Below are 22,623 nucleotides of genomic sequence, written 5' to 3' on the forward strand. Positions count from 1 at the left end.
TCTCTTTTTTTTGCTTAGAACATTCATCACATTAGCCAAATCATCTCAAATCCAAAACCTTTTTTGCATTAAGCCAATTGCCCAAATCTTTTGTAATAGCCGTTATAGCCAGTCTTTTTTATTTTTTAATAAGTTGCATTTCTTCTATTGAATATGGCGTACAAGCTCCTTTAATAATCCTTTGTCCATTTATAGAGTATTTATTCAGAGTATCTTTAATTTCTTTTTCACTAAAATCTTTCCCAATTCGAAAACTTAAGTCCCACGAATCTTCCTGATATATTTGATTAGAATCAACTATTGATTTAAAATTTATGTAGTCAATTGAGTCGTTTTTATAAACTATCTTTTCAACTTTTATTGTGTCTGTAAATTTTTCATATTCACAACCTCCAGATCCGGGAGATATCCTATTTGTTTTCCAATAGATTAATGTTGACGAAATAATAGCGAGTAATATCAGAATGATAATTATTATTTTTTTTGAAGTCATGTATGAAAATTGCCTATAAATTATTTATATAACTGATAATACCACGCAAAGCCACCTAAATTTGAGTAGACATATGATAAATATTACAAACCGTTGTCTTTCAAATATATAATTTTTTCATTATAAATCATCATAAAGACTTTTTTTACCAGATGTCTTTGATACAAAAATCACATAATACCCCACAACAAACTGGTTCGATAATTGAATGCTTTCCAATAGCTTCAGAGAAATCTGAAGCTTTTTTTGGCTTAAGCTAAAATGTAAAAGCTCGAATACTTTTTTAAGATTTATAAGAAACCATAAAAAAAACTGCGCAAAGTCAGTCCCGAAGGCTTTCGGGATTACGCAGTTTTTTTTGATCACATTTCGAAGAGCGAAATTACCAAATTGTTATTCTGTCTTTCTTCGGTAAAAACATTTTATCTCCAGGTTTTACATTAAATGCTTCATAAAAAGGCGTAGTATTCATTAAAGGTCCATTAACACGCCAGTTTGGTGGAGAATGCGGATTATTGTTAATCCACAAACGCAGGAATTCGTCTTTCATTTTTACTCGCCATATTTTGGCTAAAGAAATAAAGAAACGTTGATCCGGAGTATAACCGTCGATTTTTGTGTTTCCTTTTCCTTGTTCCGTCATTTTAAAAGCATCATAAGCAACGGCTAATCCAGCAATATCTGCCGTATTTTCGCCAACCGTCATTGCGCCATTAATATGTAGATCACCTAAAACGGTATATGTACTATACAAATTGATAACTTGTTGTATTCTTGACTTAAACTGTGCATAATCTTCTTTTGTCCACCAGTTTTTTAAGTTTCCATCTTTGTCATATTGAGCACCTTGATCATCAAAAGTATGGGTTATTTCGTGCCCTATAACCATTCCGATACCGCCGTAGTTAAGTGCATCATCTGCATTATTATCAAAATATGGAGGTTGTAAAATACCTGCAGGAAAAACAATTTCATTCGCAGTAGGATTATTATATGCCGTAACGGTTGGAACTGTAGTAAACCATTCTGATTTATCGACTGGTTTGCCCAATTTTGCCAATTGAAATTGATATGCATCTTTTGAAGCCGAAACCATATTTTCAAAATAAGTATTTCTAGCTACCTGCACATTGCTATAGTCTCTCCATTTATCCGGATATCCTATTTTCTTAGTCATGGCTGCCAATTTTTCTTTCGCTTTTTGTTTTGTAATAGGACTCATCCATTCTAATTTGTCAATTCTTTTGGCATAGGCTTTTTGCAGATTATTCACAAGAACTAACATGCGTTTTTTAGCATCTTCTGAAAAGTATTTTTTCACATACAATTCGCCCAACGCATCACCTAAATAAGTATCAAGGACATTAGCCATTTTTTCGCCACGTGTTTTTTGAACAGCCTGACCAGAAAGCACTTTGGTATACTCAAATGAGGCATCTGCAAAAGACTTACTTAAATCATCTGCATATCTTTCCAGAGAATTTGCTTTCAGATAAATTTTCCAATTATTGATAGGAATACTTTTTAAAAGTTTATTAAGGGCGTCATAATAAGCAGGTTGACCTACATTAATAGAATCGGTTTTGGCACCTAAATTATTCAAAAAAGTAGTCCAATCTATATTAGGATTTCTTTTTGCAAGAGCTGCCACAGCAATTTTATTGTAATTTGCCTGCACATCACGAAGTTCAACTTTTGTTTTATGCGAAGCGGCAAGTTGTTTATCAATATCGTAAACCAAATTAGCATTCTTTTCAGCCTCTTTGGCGTCGCTGCCTGTTTGTTGAAATAATGTCGCAAGGTATTTTTTGTACGCTTTCTGTATAGCAACAGTTGATGAATCTGATTTGAAATAATAATCTCTGTCAGGCAAACCAATACCAGTTTGATAAATTTGCGCAATATTCATACTACTGTTTTTTTCATCGGGCGAAACTCCAAAACCTATGATAGAAGAATTGCTCACCTTCTCCTCATTAGCCACAAAGTTCAATAAGGACGGTAAATCGGTAATCGATTCAATTTTTGCAAGTAATGGTTTGATAGGTGTATAACCGCGTTTATCGATAGTTACAGTATCCATACCTGATGCATAAAAATCTCCTACCTTTTGCGCTATACTTCCTGCTTCATTTTTGCTTTGCGAAATACTGTCTAATATTTCTTGCAGACGCATTCGTTGTGGGTAATTCATAAACATATAAACACCAACTCCCGCTTGAGATGCAGGTATTTGCACAGAATCGTACCATTTGCCATTTACATATTTAAAAAAATCATCACCAGGACGCAATGTGGAATCTATGCCGGTGATTGCGATATTTTTCTTTTCCTGATGTTTTGAACATGCTGTAAGAGCTAAGAATGCAATGAAGAGCATTAATGAATTTTTCATAATCTAGAGATTTCTATTAAAATGAACTAAAAAACATTTGAAGGCAAATATTTTTAAATGTATTTACTTGGTATAGTTAATTTAAGCAGAACAATATACGAATTCAGTTTTTAATACTAAAGTTTTTGTTAGAATGCTTCCTGTTACTCAGATAAAGCTTCACTAAAATCTGGAGCTTTTGTTTATTATATAATTCTTTATCTCTTCAATTTATATCACGCAAAAAGATTTCTGCTGGAGCGAAGGCTAAACTAATTGTAAGCTATATTTTCTATTTCAATCTCCAAAATTCAATGTTCTTATCTTATATCATAACAATTATTTATCTTAGATTTTTAATTATCAATTACTTTTCAATGTCTTCAAAATATTTTCTTTTTTTGGGTTTAATATTATTATTTTCTTGTGACAATAATGATGATCCTGTTGTTGATACAAATGTTACTGATTCTGTTTTGATCGAAGTCAATAAATTAAGAGTGACCGGATGTAAGTGTGGAGACGAAGATATGCCTCCCGTACCTGAATTGGTAAGTAACTCAATATTGGCAAAAACAGCACTTAATTATTCTCATGATATGTATGTCCGAAATTATTTTTCTCATATCTCGCCAGAAGGAACAAGTCCTATTCAAAGAGCTAGTGTATTAGGTTATACAGGTAATTACGTAGGAGAAGTAATTGCTCGAAATTATGACAATCCTATAAGTGTTGTAAACGGATGGAAGAACAGCACAGACCATTGCAAAGCCATGATGAGCGATACTTATATTGAAATGGGAGCAGGAAAATCCGGTAATGTGTGGGTTGCTAATTTAGGAAAATAAACTACCCCAACCTCCTATCTCTTCTCGCCCATATTTAAACAAAAAAATCTTTTATTTTTTCTTATCAATCAGGTAATCAAAGAAATAAAAAACAATGCCTTTTACAGCATAAATCAATCACTTCATTTAGATTTTCTGTAAATTATGAAATTCTCATTTTTTTTATTTTAATTATAGTCATTTTAACCATAACCAAATAAAATTATTGCTTTTAAAAAAGAAATTGTCATCTTTTTGTGATAATAATTAAAAAATAACATTTTATTTAAGAAAATATTTAAACAAACAGCTAAATATCAATATCTTAGTAAGTATTTTTTTACTAACTATCAAACCACTTATTTATGAAAAAAACAATTTTATTTGCTGCATTATGTATTATGTTCATCAGTTGTGAAACATCCGATGGTAACAACGAATCTGAAGTTAAAGCAAACTGGTCATCATCTGCTCAATATGCAAACTGGTCAAATGGCGGTTATACTGTGTATAATAATATTTGGGGCTCTGGTGCCGGCAGCCAGTCGATATGGGCAAACAGTTACAGTCAATGGGGAGTTTGGGCAAATCACCCTAACACAGATGGAATTAAATCATACCCAAATTCTACCAAATACATTGGTAAAGTGCTTAGTACAATAAACACGCTGAGTACTAGTTTTAATGCAACTACTCCTTCAGGAGGTGCCTGGGAATCCTCTTATGATATCTGGGATAGTGCCAAAGCGCATGAAATAATGTTATGGATGAATTATACCGGAAACGCAAATGGCACTGGTAACGTAAAACCAATTTCATACAATTATTCTGCGACCGGAGCTGCAATTGCTGTGTTTACTAATCAATCTATTGGTGGTCATACCTGGAATGTATACAGAGGAAATAATGGTTCGAATAATGTATATTCATTTTTACGCACCACAAAAACAAATAGCGGTACTATTGATGCCAAAGCTATTTTGAATTGGATAAAATCAAAGGGATGGATTGGTGATATTACTGTTGGTGATGTACAATTCGGGTTTGAAATTACATCATCTTACGGCACAAATGGAGCCGGATTGAATTATACCTGCAACAGTTATTCTGTTACGAACAACTAATTTTTTCTTTTAATACTAAATAACCTTTTATAAAAACATATTAATTCCACAAAGAGACTTTCGAGTCTCTTTTTTGTTTTTCGATCGAAAAGAAAAGTATAGAAATAAATCATAAAAGCGATTTTAATCGAAATCTCTTCTACTTTTGCCAAATGTTAGAAATTCTTTACCAAGACGAATATATTATCGCAATCAATAAACCAAGCGGATTATTGGTTCATAAATCATTTTATGCGCGCGATGCAAAAGTTTATGCCATTCAGGAATTGAGAAATCAAATAGGTCAACACGTTTATCCTATTCATCGGTTAGACCGAAAAACATCTGGCGTCTTGTTATTTGCATTGGATAAAGAAGTTTTGAAAATTATGAATGATCGTTTCGCCACACGCGAAGTCGAAAAAAAATATTTAGCCATTTTACGTGGTTGGTCACCCGAAGAACTAACAATTGATTATGATTTAATCAATGATGATGACATTAAACAAAATGCAATAACATACTTTCATCGCTTGCAAAATGCCGAAGTTGAGTTGGAATTTAACAATAAACCAACCTCACGATATTGTTTAGTCGAAGCGATTCCTGAAACGGGACGTATGCATCAATTACGAAAACATTTTAAACATATTTTTCATCCCATTTTAGGAAGTCGGCCGCATGGTTGTAACAAACAAAATAAATTATGGCTGGAGAATTATGACCTGAAAGGAATGATGCTTCACGCACATCAATTAATTTTTAATCATCCAATAAAAAACGAACAACTAATCCTGAATGCAAAGATTAATGAAGAGTTTAGCAGAGTTGGTACTATTCTTAATCTGGATTTGAGTAAATATCAATAGAATAATGATCGTTAGAAAAGGGATTAGAAATTTCAATTCTTCCCGCTACTAAAAACAAAAACACCACTTAAAAAAGTGGTGTTTTTGTTTTTATATCGCACAACAGTTGTGCATTCGTTTTTTTATTTATTCAACTCTTTTTCAATTTCTTTAATAAGTTCAATTGCTTCCGGTTTTACATTTTTGTCGTAAACCCTTATGTTGTTATTACCTAGTCTAACAAGAAATTCGATTGTCTTTTTAAATTTTGGATCTGAATACATTTGCACTTCTGATTTATCTGCATTTTCTATCATTTTGTCAAAACACTTAAACAGAAAATCATTATAAACTTTATCGACTTCGTTAATTGTTGGTGCAAGTATTTGGTAGTAATTTAAAATTTTCTGTTTTAATTTTTCATCTTCAATATAGCCAATTTTACCACTAGACTTAAATCCTTCGTAATTACCAATATTTAGTACTTGTCCATGTGCATAAGTTGGAAAAACAACTTTACTTTTAGACTTATAAATACTATCAAGTTGAAGAGTCGTTAGTGCTAAAATTTTTTCATAACCTATGTTTGTCTCTTGGTATCCGCCCTTTTCAATGTTCAGGCTTTTTACATCATCTTTTAAATCATTCTTTAAATTATTAAGAAAAACAGAAACTTCTTCTTGCTGGTGTTTGTGTTCACTCCAACTATGTAATCCTATTGAAAGCGTTACTGCAAAAACTATTATAAAAATTTCTATAATGATTTCTTTCACTTTCTCTCCCAATGTATGTTCTTTATTTTTCACAGTTTTATAAATTTTTTCTGAATGTTTCGTTATTTCTTCTTGCATGATTTTTTGGTTAAAATATTGTCCTGATAATTATTGGTTTGTTTTACAAAATGGCACAACTCTTGGCTATTTAGTGGCAGTTTATTTTAGTACGCTACTTACTTCAACGACTTCAAAATCGTCATTATTTTGTAGTAAGTGTTTTAATATAGGAATATGACCTTGTCCAAATATTAGTATAACATATTTGTCATTTGCATTTATTTGAGTCATTATATTAGCGTAAATAGCAAGATTTCTTAAATACCAAACAGAAACAGATTCTGCTCCTGCAAAATTTTTACCTGCCCCAATCTTTGCTATAAATTTTAAATAAATTGATAAATTTCTTTCTAATTGATCAGGTCTATTTATGTACTTTAAAACTTCTGTTATCGTACCTTTTTTCAATTGATTATCAAAATCACTTATCATTGCTTTTGCGTGAGTCCCTAAATCTTTTAGTAAATAAAGTTGATTATTTTCTTTTGCGGTTGCAGCCATTAAACTATCGTGCATTGCATAGAATTTGTCTATACAGTTTATTTGAGTTAATTTTAATTTTTTACCTAACCTAAAGCCAATTTGTTCTCTTTCTGAAACTGTAAGTTTATAATGTCCTGTTAGATATAAATTATACAAACTATCGGTAGAACGTTGATTTTCGAATGGCTTTTCAATCATCACTTTAGTCGCTTTTGTTTGAGACAAAACAGTAGTTAAATCTTCTAATTCATTTTGTCGTTTAGTACTTAAAAAATCGTCTACTTTTAGTTCAAAACTATCTGTATGAGGTGTTTCAAAGTGAATTGTCCCAATCAATAAGATTTTAGTTTTAGGTTTAGATTCTTGTCCAAAAGTTGTTGTTACAGTTAAAAGCGCAATTAAAAATGTAGAAATTGATTTAATGAAAGTCATTTTTTTAGTTTAATTTTTTATTATTGTTGTTCTTCTAAATTGTAGCCAACTTATTTATATGTGCAATAAGTATTACATATTATTTATTTTCAAATATATAATTTTTCCATTGTAAATCATCGTAAGAACTCTTATTTTACGGAATGTTTTTGGCACATAAAATATTAGACCAGATTACGGAAAACCGTAATAATAAATAAAATATTACCATTATAATTTTGAAAAAGAAACGACAAAATGAGAAACATACTATTCTTGATTTTCATCTTCGCTTTAACAATAAGCTAAGCCCGGGAAGTAAAACATTTCACTGAATTTCCAAATGACTAGAGAAGTGTGTTCGAGGTAGTTTTTATTTTTCTTCTTCTTGTGAATTATCGTCTTCAAATGATTTACTTTCACTTTCTGATTCTTTAGATTTTACTAAAACTAAATTATCTTTCTTAAAAACAAATGTATCTTCTTCTATATAATTCCAGGAATTCTGAGTGCGCATATTTACACCATCGGCCTTAAAGGTTATTTTGATTGTATCACCTTTAGTAACAACATTTATGTAATCAAATGTGTTCTGAACGCTTGCTGTAAACGGAACGGCAGAACAATCTTTCAAACGCTCTAGTTGTTTTTTATCATTTTTAAACCACTTTCTTAAAAAATTTAAATGCTCTTCTGAACATTGATAACCAATATTAAGCGCTGTATTAATTTTACAACTTAGATTATCATATTTTTCATTTGGTTCTCCGTCCCAGTCACATTCACTTCCAATAAAACTTGCAATAAATCCAAGGGCTGCCTTTTCAGGTTCAGAAATGTTTTTGGAATATTCTTTATTTATAAAAATTGTATTAACCGTATCCTTTAATTCTTTGTCATATACATCTTCTCTCCATAAAAATTTTACAGATTTGTCTGTTAATTTTATTGGCTTTTCAACTTTTAAAGTTTTAACTGCTGTTTTTAAATTTTCTGATTCATTTTTCTTTGCACAAGACATTATTAAAATCAAAAGGATTAAGCTTAAATATTTCATGTAGATTGGTGTGATAAGTATCGAACAATATTTATTCCCAAATATATAATTTTCATGAAAAACCACCAACGAACTTCGTGTATTTTGTAAGCTTTTTTTTGCGCTAAATGGTTTTATTCATGTTGTTTTTAATGCTGCACAAAGAAATTTAGAACAAAAAAAATGCGCAAAGTCAGAGACATTTGCGCAGCTTTTTATAAGAAACTTTTCGTTGAGCTGAGTCTAATTGCAATTGGCATTATAAGTTGCTATACCATCTTTTCTCCAATTAGAAAATGGAATCATGTCTTTATCAGTTTGAATACATTTTAGATTAAGATTAAAGAATGCATATAAATTTTTCAAACTTTGGTTATTCCCGTTCTTAAGGTTCAAACTTACGAGTGAATTAGATTTACAGTAAAGAGCATAAATTTTAGGATTTTTCGAAATATCCAAACTTACTAATTGATTATCAGAACACTCAAAACTAAGCAGTAATGGATTTTGACTTACATCGAGAGTAACCAAACGATTTTTATAACAAACTAACTCGGTCAAAGGAGCATTAGAAACATTCAATGAAGTCAATTGATTTTTAGAACAATTCAAAGAAGTTAAATTGATATTTTTTGTCACATCTAAAGATGTCAACTTATTTTCATCTAAAGACACTTTGGTTAAGGCTATATTTTTGCTAATGTCTAAATTGGTTAATGCAGTACCTGAACAGTTCAAAAACATTAAAGAGAGATTTTTAGTTAAATTTAAACTCGTTAATGGGCTATTTCTACAGTCAAAATTCCTTAGGCTGATGTTTTGAGATAGATCTAAAGTTGTTACTTGATCTTCGCCACAAAATAAACGCTCCAGCTTAGTATTTTGTGACAAATCTAATGTTAAAAGTTTATTCTTGGAGCAATCCAAACCAATCAAAGCACTATTTTCACATAAATCTAAAGCAGTTATTTTATTGATAAAACAATCCAAATAATTCAAAGCCACATTTTTAGAAACATCGAGATCATCTAATTGATTTCGACTGCATTTCAAAGCTGTTAAATGGCTATTTTGCCTTAAATCTAACTTTAGCAATTTATTTTCTTCGCAAAACAAAGAAATCAACTCACCATTGTTCGTTACATCTAAAGAGTCTAATCTATTTTTGGCACAGTTTAAAAAGGTTAAAGTCGTATTTTTACTTACATTCAAATTCGTCAATTGATTTTCTTCACAAGATAGATAAGTAAGTCCGGTATTATTGGATAAATCAAGTGTGATCAGTTTATTTTTAAAGCAAATGAGTTTAGTTAATGCAGTAAAATCCTCTATTCCTTTTAAATCTACTATACCTCTATTTTTAAGATTCAATTCTGTTATTTTGGCAATTTCTGAGGTCAGTACTTTTCCATCCGGTTCGCCACGATCACAACCTGTATCCTGCAAAGCGATTTCAAAATTAACATCAGGAATTGCTGTATATTTTTTCGTGCTTTGAGCTATCAATGTATTAAAAACACACAGTAAGCTAACTGTCACGAAAAGAAATTTAAAGTTTATCATACTTATTTTTTATACACTTTTGAAGTTTAATTTAGCTATTATTAGCTGACAGTAATACTATTTTTAGATTGCAAATGTTCGAAATTATCATTAAAAGAATGCTGAAACTATGTGATACTATTTTAGTACTGATCACTTTTATTTCTTTTTTACTAAACTTAACAAATAAGAAATCCTATCAGTATAAAATTTAGCATTTTTCTGGTAAAAAATCCTTGCATCTGGCAGTAATTCAGAACCTTTATCCCATACAAATTTACCGGGATGTTTATCTTTAAACTCCTTCATTGTCTTTGCAACATACCAATATGTTGAATCTTTCCACTCCGTCTGCTTTTTTATAAAAACGTTCTTTTCATCTTCAGTTTTACCTTCGAAGGCAATTTCTAAAACAGTATTAAAAACCTCTGTTTCCCAGAATTGAAGTTCATGATAATATTCTTTTCTACAATTCAATTCTTCCGCACTATTTTCTTTAATACATTGATTAACTTCTTTTTCAAGTGTTGGCAATGGATCAGTAATATTCTGTCCATAACAACTTGACAACAATAAAACAAAAAATAAAATAAATCTTATAGTCATTTGATACTTATTCCTGGTTAATAATCTTTAGCAATTTTAGATTAATAAATTAATATTTTCAATCAACGTTTAAACATATTCGAAAACCAAAATGTCTTCCCGATCTCTGCAGTCTTTTTACTGGTGCTGCGCAAATGTTCCTGACTTTATATCAATTTAGACAAATGTAATTGAAAAACAGAAAACCACTACACAACTAGTTCGACAGTAAACTAAGCCCCGTTATTGGATTTTCAAAATCATACCAAATAGCAAATCAACTTTGTATTAAGTCAATTATTTAACTCTATTGTAGTAGCTATTTTGTTCCGTTTTTAGATTGATTATATTTAGAAACAACATATTTTCTAAGTTTTTCATCAAATCTGGGATCTTTTCCAAAAGTGTAACTGGCAGGCAACCCAAATTTGATTTTAAAATCAACAGCTGGGTAAGTATATACTCTATCACAACCAAATGAAGAAAATTGATTCCAAAACCATAAACCATAAATTTTTCTACCATTTAAAGTGATTACTACTGGTAATCCCGGTAAGGGAATTTTTAAATCTGTAAATTCATGTTCCCCCTTTTTTGTTAAGATTATTTGTTGCTTCTTCCAATTAAAATTTTTGATATCCTCTTCATTTAAAATTGGCACGGAACTCAACTTGGCTGTTTCCAAGTCAAAACAATATCTACAACCAGGATTTGAATTTTTGAATTTTTCTACATAGAAAAATTCAATTCCGGATTTTTGTGCATAAAGATTAAATCCGATAAAAAGTAAAAACACAAAAAACAGATCTCTTTTCATTATTTATAAATGTTTTATTAATTCATTGTTTATAATTTTCCGGCAGAAACCATAATAAAGACTTGGTGATATTTGCCTTTACTTTCTATAGCGAAGATAGTTTTCGTCAGGCTACTTTTTTGATCTTTTTATCACTTGTTAGACTTTTGTTCCACATAATGATTATTAAAACCCAAATTACAGCACAAATCAATGTAACATAATTTGTTCTGCAAAGTAAAGTATGAATGGACGCTGCCACTAAAACTGATTTTGTTTTATCTGCCGTGTACGCCATTATTATGGACAATATGATAGAGAATAAAATAAAAACAAACAGTCCTCCAAACTGGTCAAAATTGTCAAAAATTAGTAAATGCCAAAGCGCCCAAAGTATTCCTGTAATAATACCTCTTAACCAAAAAGGAATTAAATTTAAGCTGTCATTTAGAAGTCCTCTCCAAAAACTTTCTTCTAATAAATCATAGATGAGAGTTAGGATACAGAATATCAACGCCCATAAATGTGAATTAATTCCGTATTCATTGTTAAAACCTAATGCAGCATAGCCAATTAAAACTACGCTAAGAAAAATGATGGCTTTTACGGGCTTATTTCCTAATAAGGTCATTTCCCGTTTGATTCTGAATATTTTATAAGCAGCTATACTTGTAATTAATAATGCTAAACCATGGTTGTAATTGAAAGTAATATTAAAGTCAAGAAGTTCTACACTGATTTTGTTTAACAAATTAGGTATTTGACGGAAAAGGAAAGTAAGTACGCAAGCAACAGTATAAAAAATTAAGATGTTTGTCCATTTTGTCTTTTTAATACCTTCAATTAGGTTATCCATTCTATAAGTATAAGTTTTTATTATTTGAAGTTTATTTTTATCTTTTTAATTCTGAAATTCATTTGTTTATAATTTTCCGGCAGAAACCATAATAAAAATTGGTCTTCTTAATTCGTCTTTCATCGCTGGATATTTTTCAATGATTTCCTCTGATGGCTTAGGCTCAGATATTTGTTTAATAACAAAACCTGAATCAATTACAGTATTTAAAATACTTGCGACAGTTCGATGGTATTTAATTACTTTGTGACCTAAAAAATTCGTTTGTCTTACTCCTTCGTCCTGATAATTGTCAACTGGCCAATGTAGCAAATTTCCTTTTTCGTCCTTAAACCAATCTTGCTCTGGTTTTGAAGTAAAAACGGGATGTTCCATTGAGAAAACAAAGCTTCCTCCTTTTTTCAGGAACTTATTAATTTTACGAAAAACAACATCCAAATTTTGGATATAATGAAAAGTAAGCGAACTAAAAATAATGTCAAACTGTTCCTTTTCAAATTCAATATCTTCAACAGGCATTTGATAATACGCTATTGACAAGTCTTTTGAATTTTCCTTTGCTTTATCAATCATTTTCTTTGATAAGTCAATTCCAATCACATTTTTTGCACCTTGTTCTTTAGCATAAATACAATGCCAGCCGTAACCGCAACCAAGATCAAGAACATTTTTATCTTGAAAATCTGGCAACATATTTTTCAAAACATGCCATTCTCCTGCTGAATTCAAACCGTCTACAGAACGTAGCATTTTACCGTAGTTTTCAAAAAAATCTATATCGTCGTAAATATTTTGTTTCATCTCTTACTTATTTATTAAACCTTGTACCATAAAATATTCCTCGGCAACACTGACAAATATCACAAATTTTGCAGCCATTTTAAACAAATATAATTGAAAAACGAAAACTTCATAAATTCAATAACGTTAAAACTAAATTTCTAAGATGCTATCTATATAAATGAAAAGCTCAATAAGAACATTAATAACTATTCGTCAAAAAATGCCCAAAAGTAAAAGACATTTGTGCCGCTTTTCATAAAACACTTCAAAAACTTTTCAAAACACCGAACAATAAGCTAACGAATATTCTTTCAAAAATAAAAATTATCAATAAATATTAAAAATTATTATTTTAACAAAAGAAGAAAAAAACTTTCTTTATCCGCTTTTAATGTAAAAACAACCAATTATTAATCAAACAAATACATCTTCATTAGCAAAATCCCTTTTAGATTGATTGTTTCTAAATGTTATCTTTTCAGAATAACTAAACGAAACTTTTTAAATATTTTTTTGTGTATCTCGAATTTAGTTCTAATTTTGCACCCGCAATACAAAAGCAGGCCCGTTCGTCTATCGGTTAGGACGCATGGTTTTCATCCATGTAAGAGCGGTTCGATTCCGCTACGGGCTACTTACTACAAAGCTTCAGAGAAATCTGGAGCTTTTTTGTTTTTTTGAATTGGCTCCAGCTTTAGCTGGAGTTTATATAAAATCAATGGGAATGGCTTTAGCCCAAAATAAGTTATTTGGCTAAAGCCTTTATTGCATCTATTAATTACCTCCAGCTGAAGCACAATGTCATTAAGTTAAGGAAGAATATTTTTGTACTATATCGAATACATTTCACGCAAAGTCGCGAAATCGCAAAGGTTTCGTCATTTCGACGGAGGAGAAATCTTCGCGAGAAGCTCGACAAAGATTGGATTCTCGTTGCGGAGTTACTTGCGGAGATTTCTCCTCCGTCGAAATGACAATATTGTGTTTAATCTTTTCGTTTTAAAAAAAAATATAGTTAAAAAAAATTAACCTAATAACATTGACTTCTAACTTTACCTCAAATTTAAAAGCACTACTTTATTGTGAATCGTTACCAACCCTTGCATCGATGTTTTTAGATCTTCTGGCATATTATCGATTGCTTTTTGTTTGGCATAAAACTCATTTTCGTCTTCGTAATGTGTAATACTCACTAAAAGATTTTTATCCTGAAAAACAGGTAATCTTGGAAAATCATTTTCAGCCATTTCACTCACCCAAAGCGTAATATCTTCTATTTCTGAATTTTTAAGAAAAGGAATATATGTAGTCTCAAATAAGTCAATAACCTTCTCGAGTGTACTATTACAGATATAAAAATCTACAACCGTAAATGTTTTATCAGTCTTTAATAATCTGCTATTAATTTCTCCTTTTAAAGGGCGTAACAAATAGACATTATCCGAATTTATCATCATCTCATTTGTCCCTTTTCCATGTTCTTTCCAAGTTGTGCTGTTTAGATAAAAATCATTCAAAAATTTGAATCTGGTTTTCATATCAGCAAAACCCCGAAACCAAACAAATCGATCGTTTACTTTATTAATTTTGAATTCTCCCAATGTATATCCGCCGAGTTCATTCATTGGAGAAACAAATTTCGAATGAAAATAATCCCCAAACTTATCCGTTAAATTTGATTTTAAAAGATAATTGCGGATTTCTAATACTTCTATCTTTTCTGAATTTTGTTGGGCTGAATTATTCATGTTTTTTTTCAAATTTAGATTCATTTTTCTCTAAAAACCTTTAACAAGTAAAGCAATTTAATATCGTTATTACAAATGTCGGCTTCGCTAAATATCCATGTTTAAAGCTAGATAAATAAATATATCGAATTTTACTCTGAAAGTAACTTTTCATTAATTTCGCTTAGCAACTCAAATTCATCTACAGGAAACAACTGCAGCACAACTTCCAGAATAAGAGCCACATTTATATAGGGATTTTTAACCGTTTTTGAGATTTCCGGTGCTTCAGAATCCAATGCCAAAATACATAATTTAAGCATATTGGTAATAACACAACCAAGCTCGCCATAATTTGATAATTTGATTTCGGCAGTATAAAATTCTGTTTTATCGCTTGGCGCTTTTAAAGTATTTAGATACCTATTCATTAGTTTTCTAAGATATTCTAAGTCTTTAATTTCTTCTGCTTCCATAAAATTATATATTAAATTAATCTTCCTTTTTATGATAATTCAAATTTCATCTTATTTTTCCTAAAAAGGGTTATCTTATATGATAACCATTAAAAACAAATTGATTTTCAATAGTTTAAAAAAGCTAAAAGACTCTAATAACTATAATTACGATTCATAAAAGCAAAAAAAAATGCGCAAAGTCAAATGACATTTGCGCAACTTTTTATTGTAACTCTCCAAATCCGAAGAACAGAGAATTTAAAAATTCTTTATTCAAAACAAGCTTGACTATTTAATCTGCAAAGTCCATCGCCGCCACCGCCTGCATAACAACAATAAGTGCCTGGTCTTGGACAAACACCGTCAACACATGCTAAACCGCCTGCGATGCTTCTTTTTTCTTTTTTAGTTAATTCTGTAACTCCTTTTAGGTTTAAAATGTTTTTTATCATAATATAAAGTTTGAAAAATTAATTAATACCTCAATCAATTAAAGACACTTGGGGCTTTTGTCTATCCTTGCGCAAGAATTCTTTATATATTTTTATAATTAGATTAAACTATTTTTTAATGTTATTGCTTTTTTTTTAAAATCATTTAAGGATTATTCTATAGGAACTCATCCAAAGATATACAATTATTTCTTACAAATAATACCTTTTTATTTTCTAGATATAAATTACAGAAATACCTTTTAAACTCATAATAAGACGATTATATTGCTCTGGTTTAGATTTTTCAGTAGTTCTTGTTATTGAATACAATTATAAAAAGTTCAAAAAATTCTTTCAGTTTTGTACAAAAAAGTTACGGTAATAAGCAATTCTTTACTGATTTTTTTTTCGACTACCTTTCTTTATCTATTCTTTTTCAGCAAGTTATAAATCTAAAATTGCTTGTCATTTACTTAGAAAAAACATCACAATAATTTAATATATGTTTTCTCAATATCTGCGTTTATGTTAGTAAATGTTTTTATAAATTTGCAATCTTATACGGAAACCCGTTATTTTCAATTTAAAATTATGACTTTCACATAAATACCTCAACCAATTACTTTGAAGTCTTTATTTAAAAATAAATAATACCCCTAACTACAATTAAATCCAATGCTTAAAAAACACAAATCCCAAATTCTATTTTTCATTCTTTTAAACTTATTCTTTTCTATCAATGCATTTTCTCAAAAGAATGTTTATGCCGGAATCGAAATCGGACGCAGAGCAATTAAAGTTTCTGTTCTGGAAGTAAATAATATCAAAAAAGCGGACTATGATATTCTTTATTTTGCAAATGAGAGAATTAGTCTTGCTGATCACATTGCTGCTTCGGGCGAGTTACCTCAGGACGATATCAATAAAGTTACTATGATAATTGTTGATCAATTGAAGAAAATCAAAGAGGAATTTAAGCTTCGGGAAGAAAATATCTTTATTGTAGCTGCGCCTGTTTTCTCATCTGCTCGTAATATCGATGTTTTAAAAAATAAAATTAGTTCCCTAACCACTAAAAGTTTTGACATTATTAATGTTAACGAAGAAGCTAAAATGTTAGTTAAAGGTGCAATTCCACCTGTTGATTATTCTAACGCTTCACTACTTGATATTGGTGCTCAAACTACTAAAGGCGGATACATTGACGAACTTGAAGATAACAAATTGGAGTTTGTACCTTTGGAGCTTGATTTTGGTACAATGACACTTACAGATGCCGTAAAAAAGACGGTTGTAAATCCAAATCAAGCGAATGATATGTCGACCTTTCAGGAAAAATCTTTTGATTATAACCCAGTGTTGCGTAAGAAGATTAAGGAAATGCTAGATGCAAATCCTCTTCTATTAAAAAAGGAAAAAATCTATTTATCTGGTGGAGCTGTTTGGGCATTTGCAACGTTATATTATGATGAAAACGTTAAAAATCATTATATTCCATTAACGCTTGAAGACGTTATCAATTATGATGCAATCCTGAAAAATAACTTTGTGAAGTATACAAACCTTGCTAAAACGAATAAAGAAATGGCTAGAGTTTTGAGTACATATGACCAGAAATACCTTATTTCGGCAAACAACATACTTCAGAACTTTTTGGAAAGCATTCCAAATTTAGAAACAAAGAAAGTATTCTTCGTTAAAGACGGACAAGTAACTTGGCTTATGTCATACATCGCAGATCGTTCTAAAAAAGTAAATACTAATTTTTAAGGTATCAACTTTACAACATTACTAAACAAAGCTTCAGAGAAATCTGGAGCTTTTTTGTTTTGGTCATTTTTTTAATCCAGAGCGAAGTTCTGGAGGTTTGTTCCATTTATTTTCTGTAAATTCGGTTATTAATTTTAGCAAAAACTTCTAAATTATTTACCTTAATATTACTATAATCAATGTCTATTCTTTATCAAAGCTCAAGAATAATTATTCGCGAATTTCTACCTCAGGAACAACAAACATTTTTAGATCTTTTTGAAGATAATCAAGTTACACAATACCTTCCTTATGCTTCACCAGAAAGATATTTGGAAATGTTTAATGAATTGCTTGAAAATTATGAAAAGAAAAACCTAAGTCGATGGGCGATATTCGATACGACAAATAATAATTTTATAGGAATTTGTGTTGCCCGTATTTTTATACACAATAAAACCCAAATAGAAATAGGTTACGTACTTAGTAGAGAATATTGGGGAAAAGGTATCGCAACAGAAGTATGCAAGGCTATAACTCAATATGCTTTTGCAAACACAGATACGAAAGAAGTTGTAGCTATAACAGATCTCGATAACACCGGATCACAAAACGTGCTGCAAAAAGCCGGATTTGAACGATTGAATAACTTAATAAGAAATGAAGAAGAAATAGCTTATTTTAAGATAGAAAGATCATTAGTTTAATATAAAACATAATTGGTTAAATGATTTAGAGTAAAAAATATTTACAATTGAGACTTTTAGAGAGCGAGGGAAACTTTTCAGAAAATGCTAGACATTACTCTTTCGTACTGACAGTCATACAACGATTTTTTTCTAACCATTCTCGCCAAAGTTTCATATCGTGATTATAATCCGCGGCACTTTTAAAACCAATTGTATCACTATATTCTGCTAAAGTCATAATACCACTAGTAATTGATAAATACGTCAAGGCGTTCCTATATTCTACGACTTTTACTTCTTTTTTTTGAGCCTTTTTAACTACAGCTAATTTCTTTTCAAATTCATCAATTAATTTATAATTCATTCTAGCACAATCTTTTGATTTGCAAGAAGAAAGAACTATAACAAAAAGTAGTATTATTTTTTTCATTTTCTTGTTGTGATTTTTTTGTCACGCTGCGCAAATGTCTCTGGCTTTGTTGCTCCACTTCTTCAAACAAATCTAATCTAAAAAAAAGAAAACATTATAAAGTCTCTAACCATATCTAAAGTTTAGTATAAATTATTTACAACAACATAAAAAATTGCGCAAAGTCAGAGACATTTGCGCAGTTTTTTATAAGGAACTCTTTGAAGAGCGGGAGGGCGACCGCCTAAAATATACCTGACGGTGATATTTTTAAATGTTCTTCATATTTTCCTGTCAAATTATTTCTTCTTAGAATAAACAAGAAATTAGAATTTTCATGTTTACAAACAACATCACCTACTTTAACATCCTGATAATCTCGAATGTCATAATTCCAAAGCCTAATTTTTTTATTATTATCATACAAAACAAGTGATTTTGTAGGCGTTATATCAATTTTTGTTATAATAAAATTATAACTTTTAGACATTTCCTGCTTTGATTTAAAATAAAAATTTGTAATCACACCTAAAAAAATAATTGTGAAAAAAATCACAACAAAAAGAATTTTACTTTTCATAATCTATCTATTAATTGGTATAGTATAACTTATTCCCCCCCTTACACCAGCTCCGGATGTAAATCCACCTGAAAATCCAGTAGTCACCCAAGTTGGTCTACTAACGAGTGGCTCCTCACTAAAACCTATCGAACCATTTACCGAGCCTCCAACTCCTAAACCTAGATCTCCTGATAAATTCCCACCCCATCCTAATAATCCTCCTGACGCCGTTCCAGGTTCTAAATTTCTCATGTCAGCTGTTAAGTATCGTCCTGAACCTATACCAACTGAAGCAAAATTTGCAGAAAAATCTGCTCCAGCAGTTAGAGCAAGGGTTACAGTCCTATAGGGTGTCAAACTGGCATCATTTCCTCTTGTTATCCATGTCCAAGCATGATCTTGACTGAAGCCAACGGCACCTGATACTCCTTGTGTAAGATGTAAAGAAATTTGATCAGGAACCAATACTCGTGCGATTGCGCTATTCCATAAATCTGATAGACTGTAACTTGATTTTACATTCTTTTTACTTGTTTTTTGGCCGCGTTTTCCACCTTTCCCACCTTTCCCACCTTTCGCACCTTTTCCACCTTCTCCATTTTTCCCACCTTCTCCCGCGATATAATTAGGCTGTAAATTAAAGTCATCTAAAAACTCGCTTACTTTATGGTCCAGATTAGGATCATCATCTCTATATTTCCCATTATTTGTATTGTTTTGTCCAGGATATAATTCCATCGGCTCTTTTTTTCCTCCTTTATCGAACTCATCAGTACCATTGCCACTACCTCTATTTGATGCATTTGCCATTCCATCGGGGTCAATAAAGTAAACAGGATTATTAAGAGCATAAACATATGGGGAATTCCTTCTTGAAATTTCTGCTAAGGGATCTATATTCATCCAACGACCAAGTGCAGGGTCATAATTACGCGCTCCATAATCGTATAGATTCAATTGATTACCTCCAATAGTTTCATCTTGCAGTTCCTTACCATTAAACTTATACTTATTATTAGTACCTGGCAAAATACTGTTACTAACATGAGTCAGACCAAAAGGATAATAATTATTTTCGTCAATAACTTCAGGAACATTACTACTATTTTTAGTATAACTCACTCGCACATTTCCTAAGTGATCTTTATACTGAAACACATAGGAAAGATTACCACTTGTACTTTTAACATACCCTTCTGCAGTTGGAAAAAACTCTAAATCATTGTTTTTGTACTGAAAGCCACCCAAATAATCTGTTGTTAGTGTAGGTTTTCCTGTTTCTGTTACAATTTTTTGTACTTTTTGTCCTGTTGCATTGTAAATATATTCAATGTTATTTGTTATTCCAAATGCAATTTTCTTAGGTAAATTTAGATGATTATACTCAATTTTAGTTATGCCTTTATTGTCGTCTTTTATCAAATTTCCGTTTAGGTCATAATCGTAGTCGTCTACCGTGTCATTAGAACCATTACTGTCATCTTTAAAACCTTCCGGTGCATTAGACTTATCCGTAACTTTCATAAGTCGGTTCGTGTTTGCTTTATAGAAATAATCCAGATTATCCATAGGATCAACATAAGGATTAGCTGTACCTAATTTACGCTCACGTAGTAACTTTGTAATATTTCCGTTCTTATCATACTCTATGTTATTCTCTCCAAAATAATTCTTATTATCAGCTGATTTTGGATCTTGATACCAAGCGTCTTTTAATCGATTCAATTGATCGTATTGATAACCATAACCATGCTTAATTCCGGAGGCATCAAGACCTGAACTCCAAAAAGTCTCTGCAATATTTCCATTATAAAGTTCTTTTGTGTAACTCGTATTTCCTTCAACTTTATTGTAATTAATTCTAAAAGCAAATAAATCTTGATTTAAGTCCTTTGTATCATTAATATCGGTAAGCCAGCCTCTAATATTATAAGCAAAATCAACTTTCTGAAGAGGGCTTAAAGCGCTATTACCTACACTTTTGCTCTTCAACTGTCCTAACTCATCATATTCATTAGAAGCCATAAGTTCTTCTGTACCTCCATTCCCTATTTGGTGAGTATGGGTCAATAAACGATCCTGAGCCGAATAAGTAAATTTTTCATTGATAAGGATTGTAGCTCCGCTACTTAAACGCTGATGCTCTGTTACAGTACTTAGGGGTTTTCCTAAAAAGTCAAGTTTACTATCACTATGATTTATACCTCCCAAATAATTTTTAAGATAAGTACTTATAACTTTTCCTGTTTTATCATAAAAAACTGTAGCCGTTTCTCCTGCGTCAGAAGTAAGAGTTGTTATAACTCTGGTCCAGCTTCCGGTTGGCAGCCCTTTTACATTGGTTAGCACTTTTTGCCCCATAATCGTTGTAGGTACTGCCTGAGCTGCAGGAAACGAATAATCATCGTAATAATTAACCGTTAAGAGTTTAAAATTCGTTGGCGCTATACTATTATTATAACCCGTAGGAATACTATCAATATTTAGTGCTGTCTTTGTTTCGAACAAAGTAGTAGCTAAATTTTGCGCATCCTGCAATGTTTTTCTCATTGTAGAATTTGAAGCATCACTACTCCAACCGGTATAAATAGGTCGTCCAAGAACATCGTATTTCGTAATAATCCAGCCTATTGTAGCATCGTCTTTAAAGGGCGAAGCTGCTGGTCCTGTTGCTACTGGTCTGTTTAAATTATCATAAACAATAAACTCCCAATCTTTCCCTGGTAATTTTTTCTCAACCAAGCGGTTTCTATAATCATACTTATATTGGTAACATAAACCATCCAGAACTTCGCGATCTATAACTGCATCAGCTTTTGGAGGAATTACATAAGTCAGATTTCCGTAAATATCATATACATAATAAGTATCAAGTTGATCCGTACCATTATAATTACGCTTTAGCACTACTTGTCCTTGTTTGTTTTTAAATTCTTCAATTCCTACTTTAGTTCCCGGAGTAGTGTTCTCATCATACGTAACTGTTTTATACAATTCATTAATGCCGTAATTGCCCGCATCTACAAAACGAATATCGTATAATCCTAATCCTGCATCCCAATTAGCTGTGGCTTTGTATAACTTTACCTCAGTTGTACCGGTATTAGTTTGATAATCAAATTTAATCTCGTGACCGCTATTCATAGCCCACGCATCGCCCGGAGCAGCTTGTTTTAATACTCTGCTTAATGGTGAACTCTCAAGCTGTTTTTCTGAGAATGGATTTGAAGCATCGTCAAATTTTGAGCTGTAGACTCCTTTTAAACTTTCTATTGATATCTCGGTGTCAATTCTGGGATAATTTGTCCCGCTATTGGCTACTGGATAAGGCAAGTATTCTTTTACTTGCCTCCCAAAACCATCATATTGAATTGGAGTAACAATATCTGTACCTCCAACTCCCTGACCTATTGCCATAGACTGCACAGGGCGGCCTAATCCATCAAAATAAGTTATATTTTGAACAATCGAATCTTTGGTCAGTGTACTAAAATCACTCGCCTGAACTTTCTTTTTAGGTGCTATTTTGTAAACAAAATTATCATCACTGAAAGTCTGAGCATTTATACCCGGAATTGCAAGTAATAACAAGATTATTATTGCTATATATTTTTTCATACGTTTT

At 31.1% G+C, this 22,623-nt stretch carries 21 protein-coding genes and 1 tRNA gene; 6 read left to right on the plus strand and 16 right to left on the minus strand.

Translation table 11 applies throughout. From position 1 onward, the window contains the following. Window positions 1-118 precede the first annotated feature (118 nt). Both C8C83_RS04000 and C8C83_RS04005 read right to left on the minus strand, forming a co-directional pair. The gene (locus tag C8C83_RS04000; RefSeq protein WP_121326534.1) at window positions 119-493 is read right to left on the minus strand and encodes a hypothetical protein; all 375 of its coding nucleotides are present in this window, start codon (window positions 491-493) and stop codon (window positions 119-121) included. Window positions 494-875: 382 nt separating this feature from the next. Further along, window positions 876-2,888, minus strand: coding sequence for a M13 family metallopeptidase (locus C8C83_RS04005; protein WP_132011666.1), 2,013 nt, complete (start codon window positions 2,886-2,888; stop codon window positions 876-878). A 380-nt stretch (window positions 2,889-3,268) separates the two neighbouring features. Here C8C83_RS04005 and C8C83_RS04010 point away from each other — a divergent pair, with 380 nt between their 5' ends. The 3 genes from C8C83_RS04010 (at window position 3,269) to C8C83_RS04020 (ending at window position 5,666) form a co-directional block, all read left to right on the plus strand. Next, window positions 3,269-3,715 carry a CAP domain-containing protein gene (locus C8C83_RS04010; RefSeq protein ID WP_158598134.1) on the plus strand — a complete coding sequence of 149 codons (447 nt, stop codon included), beginning with the start codon at window positions 3,269-3,271 and terminating at the stop codon, window positions 3,713-3,715. A 344-nt stretch (window positions 3,716-4,059) separates the two neighbouring features. After that, window positions 4,060-4,818, plus strand: coding sequence for a glycosyl hydrolase (locus tag C8C83_RS04015; RefSeq protein WP_121326536.1), 759 nt, complete (start codon window positions 4,060-4,062; stop codon window positions 4,816-4,818). Between the two features lie 152 nt (window positions 4,819-4,970). After that, a complete protein-coding gene (locus tag C8C83_RS04020; protein WP_121326537.1) occupies window positions 4,971-5,666 on the plus strand; it encodes a pseudouridine synthase in 696 nt (231 codons plus the stop codon). 122 nt (window positions 5,667-5,788) lie between these two features. On the opposite strand, the gene C8C83_RS04025 is transcribed toward C8C83_RS04020, so the two are convergent. The 8 genes from C8C83_RS04025 to C8C83_RS04060 form a co-directional block, all read right to left on the minus strand. Beyond that, on the minus strand, window positions 5,789-6,496 hold the full coding sequence (locus C8C83_RS04025; protein ID WP_121326538.1) for a DUF6090 family protein: 708 nt from the start codon (window positions 6,494-6,496) through the stop codon (window positions 5,789-5,791). 81 nt (window positions 6,497-6,577) lie between these two features. Beyond that, window positions 6,578-7,393, minus strand: coding sequence for a DUF5694 domain-containing protein (locus C8C83_RS04030; protein ID WP_121326539.1), 816 nt, complete (start codon window positions 7,391-7,393; stop codon window positions 6,578-6,580). A 352-nt stretch (window positions 7,394-7,745) separates the two neighbouring features. Continuing rightward, on the minus strand, window positions 7,746-8,429 hold the full coding sequence (locus C8C83_RS04035) for a hypothetical protein (RefSeq protein ID WP_132011667.1): 684 nt from the start codon (window positions 8,427-8,429) through the stop codon (window positions 7,746-7,748). A 222-nt stretch (window positions 8,430-8,651) separates the two neighbouring features. Further along, complete coding sequence (locus C8C83_RS04040) at window positions 8,652-9,971, minus strand: hypothetical protein (protein WP_132011668.1); 1,320 nt, start codon at window positions 9,969-9,971, stop codon at window positions 8,652-8,654. Between the two features lie 138 nt (window positions 9,972-10,109). Further along, window positions 10,110-10,556, minus strand: coding sequence for a hypothetical protein (locus tag C8C83_RS04045; protein ID WP_121326542.1), 447 nt, complete (start codon window positions 10,554-10,556; stop codon window positions 10,110-10,112). A 298-nt stretch (window positions 10,557-10,854) separates the two neighbouring features. After that, a complete protein-coding gene (locus tag C8C83_RS04050; RefSeq protein ID WP_121326543.1) occupies window positions 10,855-11,352 on the minus strand; it encodes a hypothetical protein in 498 nt (165 codons plus the stop codon). 106 nt (window positions 11,353-11,458) lie between these two features. Beyond that, complete coding sequence (locus tag C8C83_RS04055) at window positions 11,459-12,187, minus strand: CPBP family glutamic-type intramembrane protease (RefSeq protein WP_121326544.1); 729 nt, start codon at window positions 12,185-12,187, stop codon at window positions 11,459-11,461. Between the two features lie 66 nt (window positions 12,188-12,253). Continuing rightward, on the minus strand, window positions 12,254-12,988 hold the full coding sequence (locus C8C83_RS04060) for a class I SAM-dependent methyltransferase (RefSeq protein WP_121326545.1): 735 nt from the start codon (window positions 12,986-12,988) through the stop codon (window positions 12,254-12,256). Window positions 12,989-13,532: 544 nt separating this feature from the next. On the opposite strand from C8C83_RS04060, the gene C8C83_RS04065 reads away from it, so the two are divergent. Beyond that, window positions 13,533-13,604 (plus strand) — tRNA-Glu (locus tag C8C83_RS04065). A gap of 418 nt (window positions 13,605-14,022) precedes the next feature. Here C8C83_RS04065 and C8C83_RS04070 read toward each other — a convergent pair. The 3 genes from C8C83_RS04070 to C8C83_RS04080 all read right to left on the minus strand — a co-directional run bounded on the left by C8C83_RS04070 (window position 14,023) and on the right by C8C83_RS04080 (window position 15,607). Continuing rightward, window positions 14,023-14,718 (minus strand): hypothetical protein, encoded by a 696-nt coding sequence (locus tag C8C83_RS04070; protein WP_132011669.1) that lies wholly within the window; start codon window positions 14,716-14,718, stop codon window positions 14,023-14,025. A 131-nt stretch (window positions 14,719-14,849) separates the two neighbouring features. Further along, window positions 14,850-15,173 carry a hypothetical protein gene (locus C8C83_RS04075; RefSeq protein WP_121326547.1) on the minus strand — a complete coding sequence of 108 codons (324 nt, stop codon included), beginning with the start codon at window positions 15,171-15,173 and terminating at the stop codon, window positions 14,850-14,852. Between the two features lie 251 nt (window positions 15,174-15,424). Then, window positions 15,425-15,607, minus strand: coding sequence for a hypothetical protein (locus tag C8C83_RS04080; protein WP_121326548.1), 183 nt, complete (start codon window positions 15,605-15,607; stop codon window positions 15,425-15,427). Between the two features lie 657 nt (window positions 15,608-16,264). Here C8C83_RS04080 and C8C83_RS04085 point away from each other — a divergent pair. Both C8C83_RS04085 and C8C83_RS04090 read left to right on the plus strand, forming a co-directional pair. Further along, window positions 16,265-17,359, plus strand: coding sequence for an exopolyphosphatase (locus C8C83_RS04085; RefSeq protein WP_121326549.1), 1,095 nt, complete (start codon window positions 16,265-16,267; stop codon window positions 17,357-17,359). Window positions 17,360-17,538: 179 nt separating this feature from the next. After that, entirely contained in the window at window positions 17,539-18,045 is a 507-nt protein-coding gene (locus tag C8C83_RS04090) for a GNAT family N-acetyltransferase (protein ID WP_121326550.1), read from the plus strand. Between the two features lie 94 nt (window positions 18,046-18,139). On the opposite strand, the gene C8C83_RS04095 is transcribed toward C8C83_RS04090, so the two are convergent. The 3 genes from C8C83_RS04095 to C8C83_RS04105 form a co-directional block, all read right to left on the minus strand. Continuing rightward, window positions 18,140-18,457, minus strand: coding sequence for a hypothetical protein (locus tag C8C83_RS04095; RefSeq protein WP_121326551.1), 318 nt, complete (start codon window positions 18,455-18,457; stop codon window positions 18,140-18,142). 223 nt (window positions 18,458-18,680) lie between these two features. Then, window positions 18,681-19,016, minus strand: coding sequence for a hypothetical protein (locus tag C8C83_RS04100; protein WP_121326552.1), 336 nt, complete (start codon window positions 19,014-19,016; stop codon window positions 18,681-18,683). A gap of 3 nt (window positions 19,017-19,019) precedes the next feature. Beyond that, entirely contained in the window at window positions 19,020-22,616 is a 3,597-nt protein-coding gene (locus tag C8C83_RS04105) for a DUF6443 domain-containing protein (protein ID WP_121326553.1), read from the minus strand. Window positions 22,617-22,623: the final 7 nt, after the last annotated feature.

Origin of the sequence: Flavobacterium sp. 90 (genome assembly GCF_004339525.1) — a bacterium.
Lineage (GTDB): Bacteria > Bacteroidota > Bacteroidia > Flavobacteriales > Flavobacteriaceae > Flavobacterium.

Coding starts and splice junctions, on each gene's coding strand:
- C8C83_RS04045 (WP_121326542.1), bottom strand. CDS start 10,556: ATGACTATAAGATTTATTTTATTTTTTGTTTTATTGTTGTCAAGTTGT.
- C8C83_RS04090 (WP_121326550.1), top strand. CDS start 17,539: ATGTCTATTCTTTATCAAAGCTCAAGAATAATTATTCGCGAATTTCTA.
- C8C83_RS04030 (WP_121326539.1), bottom strand. CDS start 7,393: ATGACTTTCATTAAATCAATTTCTACATTTTTAATTGCGCTTTTAACT.
- C8C83_RS04005 (WP_132011666.1), bottom strand. CDS start 2,888: ATGAAAAATTCATTAATGCTCTTCATTGCATTCTTAGCTCTTACAGCA.
- C8C83_RS04040 (WP_132011668.1), bottom strand. CDS start 9,971: ATGATAAACTTTAAATTTCTTTTCGTGACAGTTAGCTTACTGTGTGTT.
- C8C83_RS04060 (WP_121326545.1), bottom strand. CDS start 12,988: ATGAAACAAAATATTTACGACGATATAGATTTTTTTGAAAACTACGGT.
- C8C83_RS04055 (WP_121326544.1), bottom strand. CDS start 12,187: ATGGATAACCTAATTGAAGGTATTAAAAAGACAAAATGGACAAACATC.
- C8C83_RS04085 (WP_121326549.1), top strand. CDS start 16,265: ATGCTTAAAAAACACAAATCCCAAATTCTATTTTTCATTCTTTTAAAC.
- C8C83_RS04070 (WP_132011669.1), bottom strand. CDS start 14,718: ATGAATAATTCAGCCCAACAAAATTCAGAAAAGATAGAAGTATTAGAA.
- C8C83_RS04000 (WP_121326534.1), bottom strand. CDS start 493: ATGACTTCAAAAAAAATAATAATTATCATTCTGATATTACTCGCTATT.
- C8C83_RS04025 (WP_121326538.1), bottom strand. CDS start 6,496: ATGCAAGAAGAAATAACGAAACATTCAGAAAAAATTTATAAAACTGTG.
- C8C83_RS04020 (WP_121326537.1), top strand. CDS start 4,971: ATGTTAGAAATTCTTTACCAAGACGAATATATTATCGCAATCAATAAA.
- C8C83_RS04075 (WP_121326547.1), bottom strand. CDS start 15,173: ATGGAAGCAGAAGAAATTAAAGACTTAGAATATCTTAGAAAACTAATG.
- C8C83_RS04035 (WP_132011667.1), bottom strand. CDS start 8,429: ATGAAATATTTAAGCTTAATCCTTTTGATTTTAATAATGTCTTGTGCA.
- C8C83_RS04050 (WP_121326543.1), bottom strand. CDS start 11,352: ATGAAAAGAGATCTGTTTTTTGTGTTTTTACTTTTTATCGGATTTAAT.
- C8C83_RS04100 (WP_121326552.1), bottom strand. CDS start 19,016: ATGAAAAGTAAAATTCTTTTTGTTGTGATTTTTTTCACAATTATTTTT.
- C8C83_RS04015 (WP_121326536.1), top strand. CDS start 4,060: ATGAAAAAAACAATTTTATTTGCTGCATTATGTATTATGTTCATCAGT.
- C8C83_RS04105 (WP_121326553.1), bottom strand. CDS start 22,616: ATGAAAAAATATATAGCAATAATAATCTTGTTATTACTTGCAATTCCG.
- C8C83_RS04095 (WP_121326551.1), bottom strand. CDS start 18,457: ATGAAAAAAATAATACTACTTTTTGTTATAGTTCTTTCTTCTTGCAAA.
- C8C83_RS04080 (WP_121326548.1), bottom strand. CDS start 15,607: ATGATAAAAAACATTTTAAACCTAAAAGGAGTTACAGAATTAACTAAA.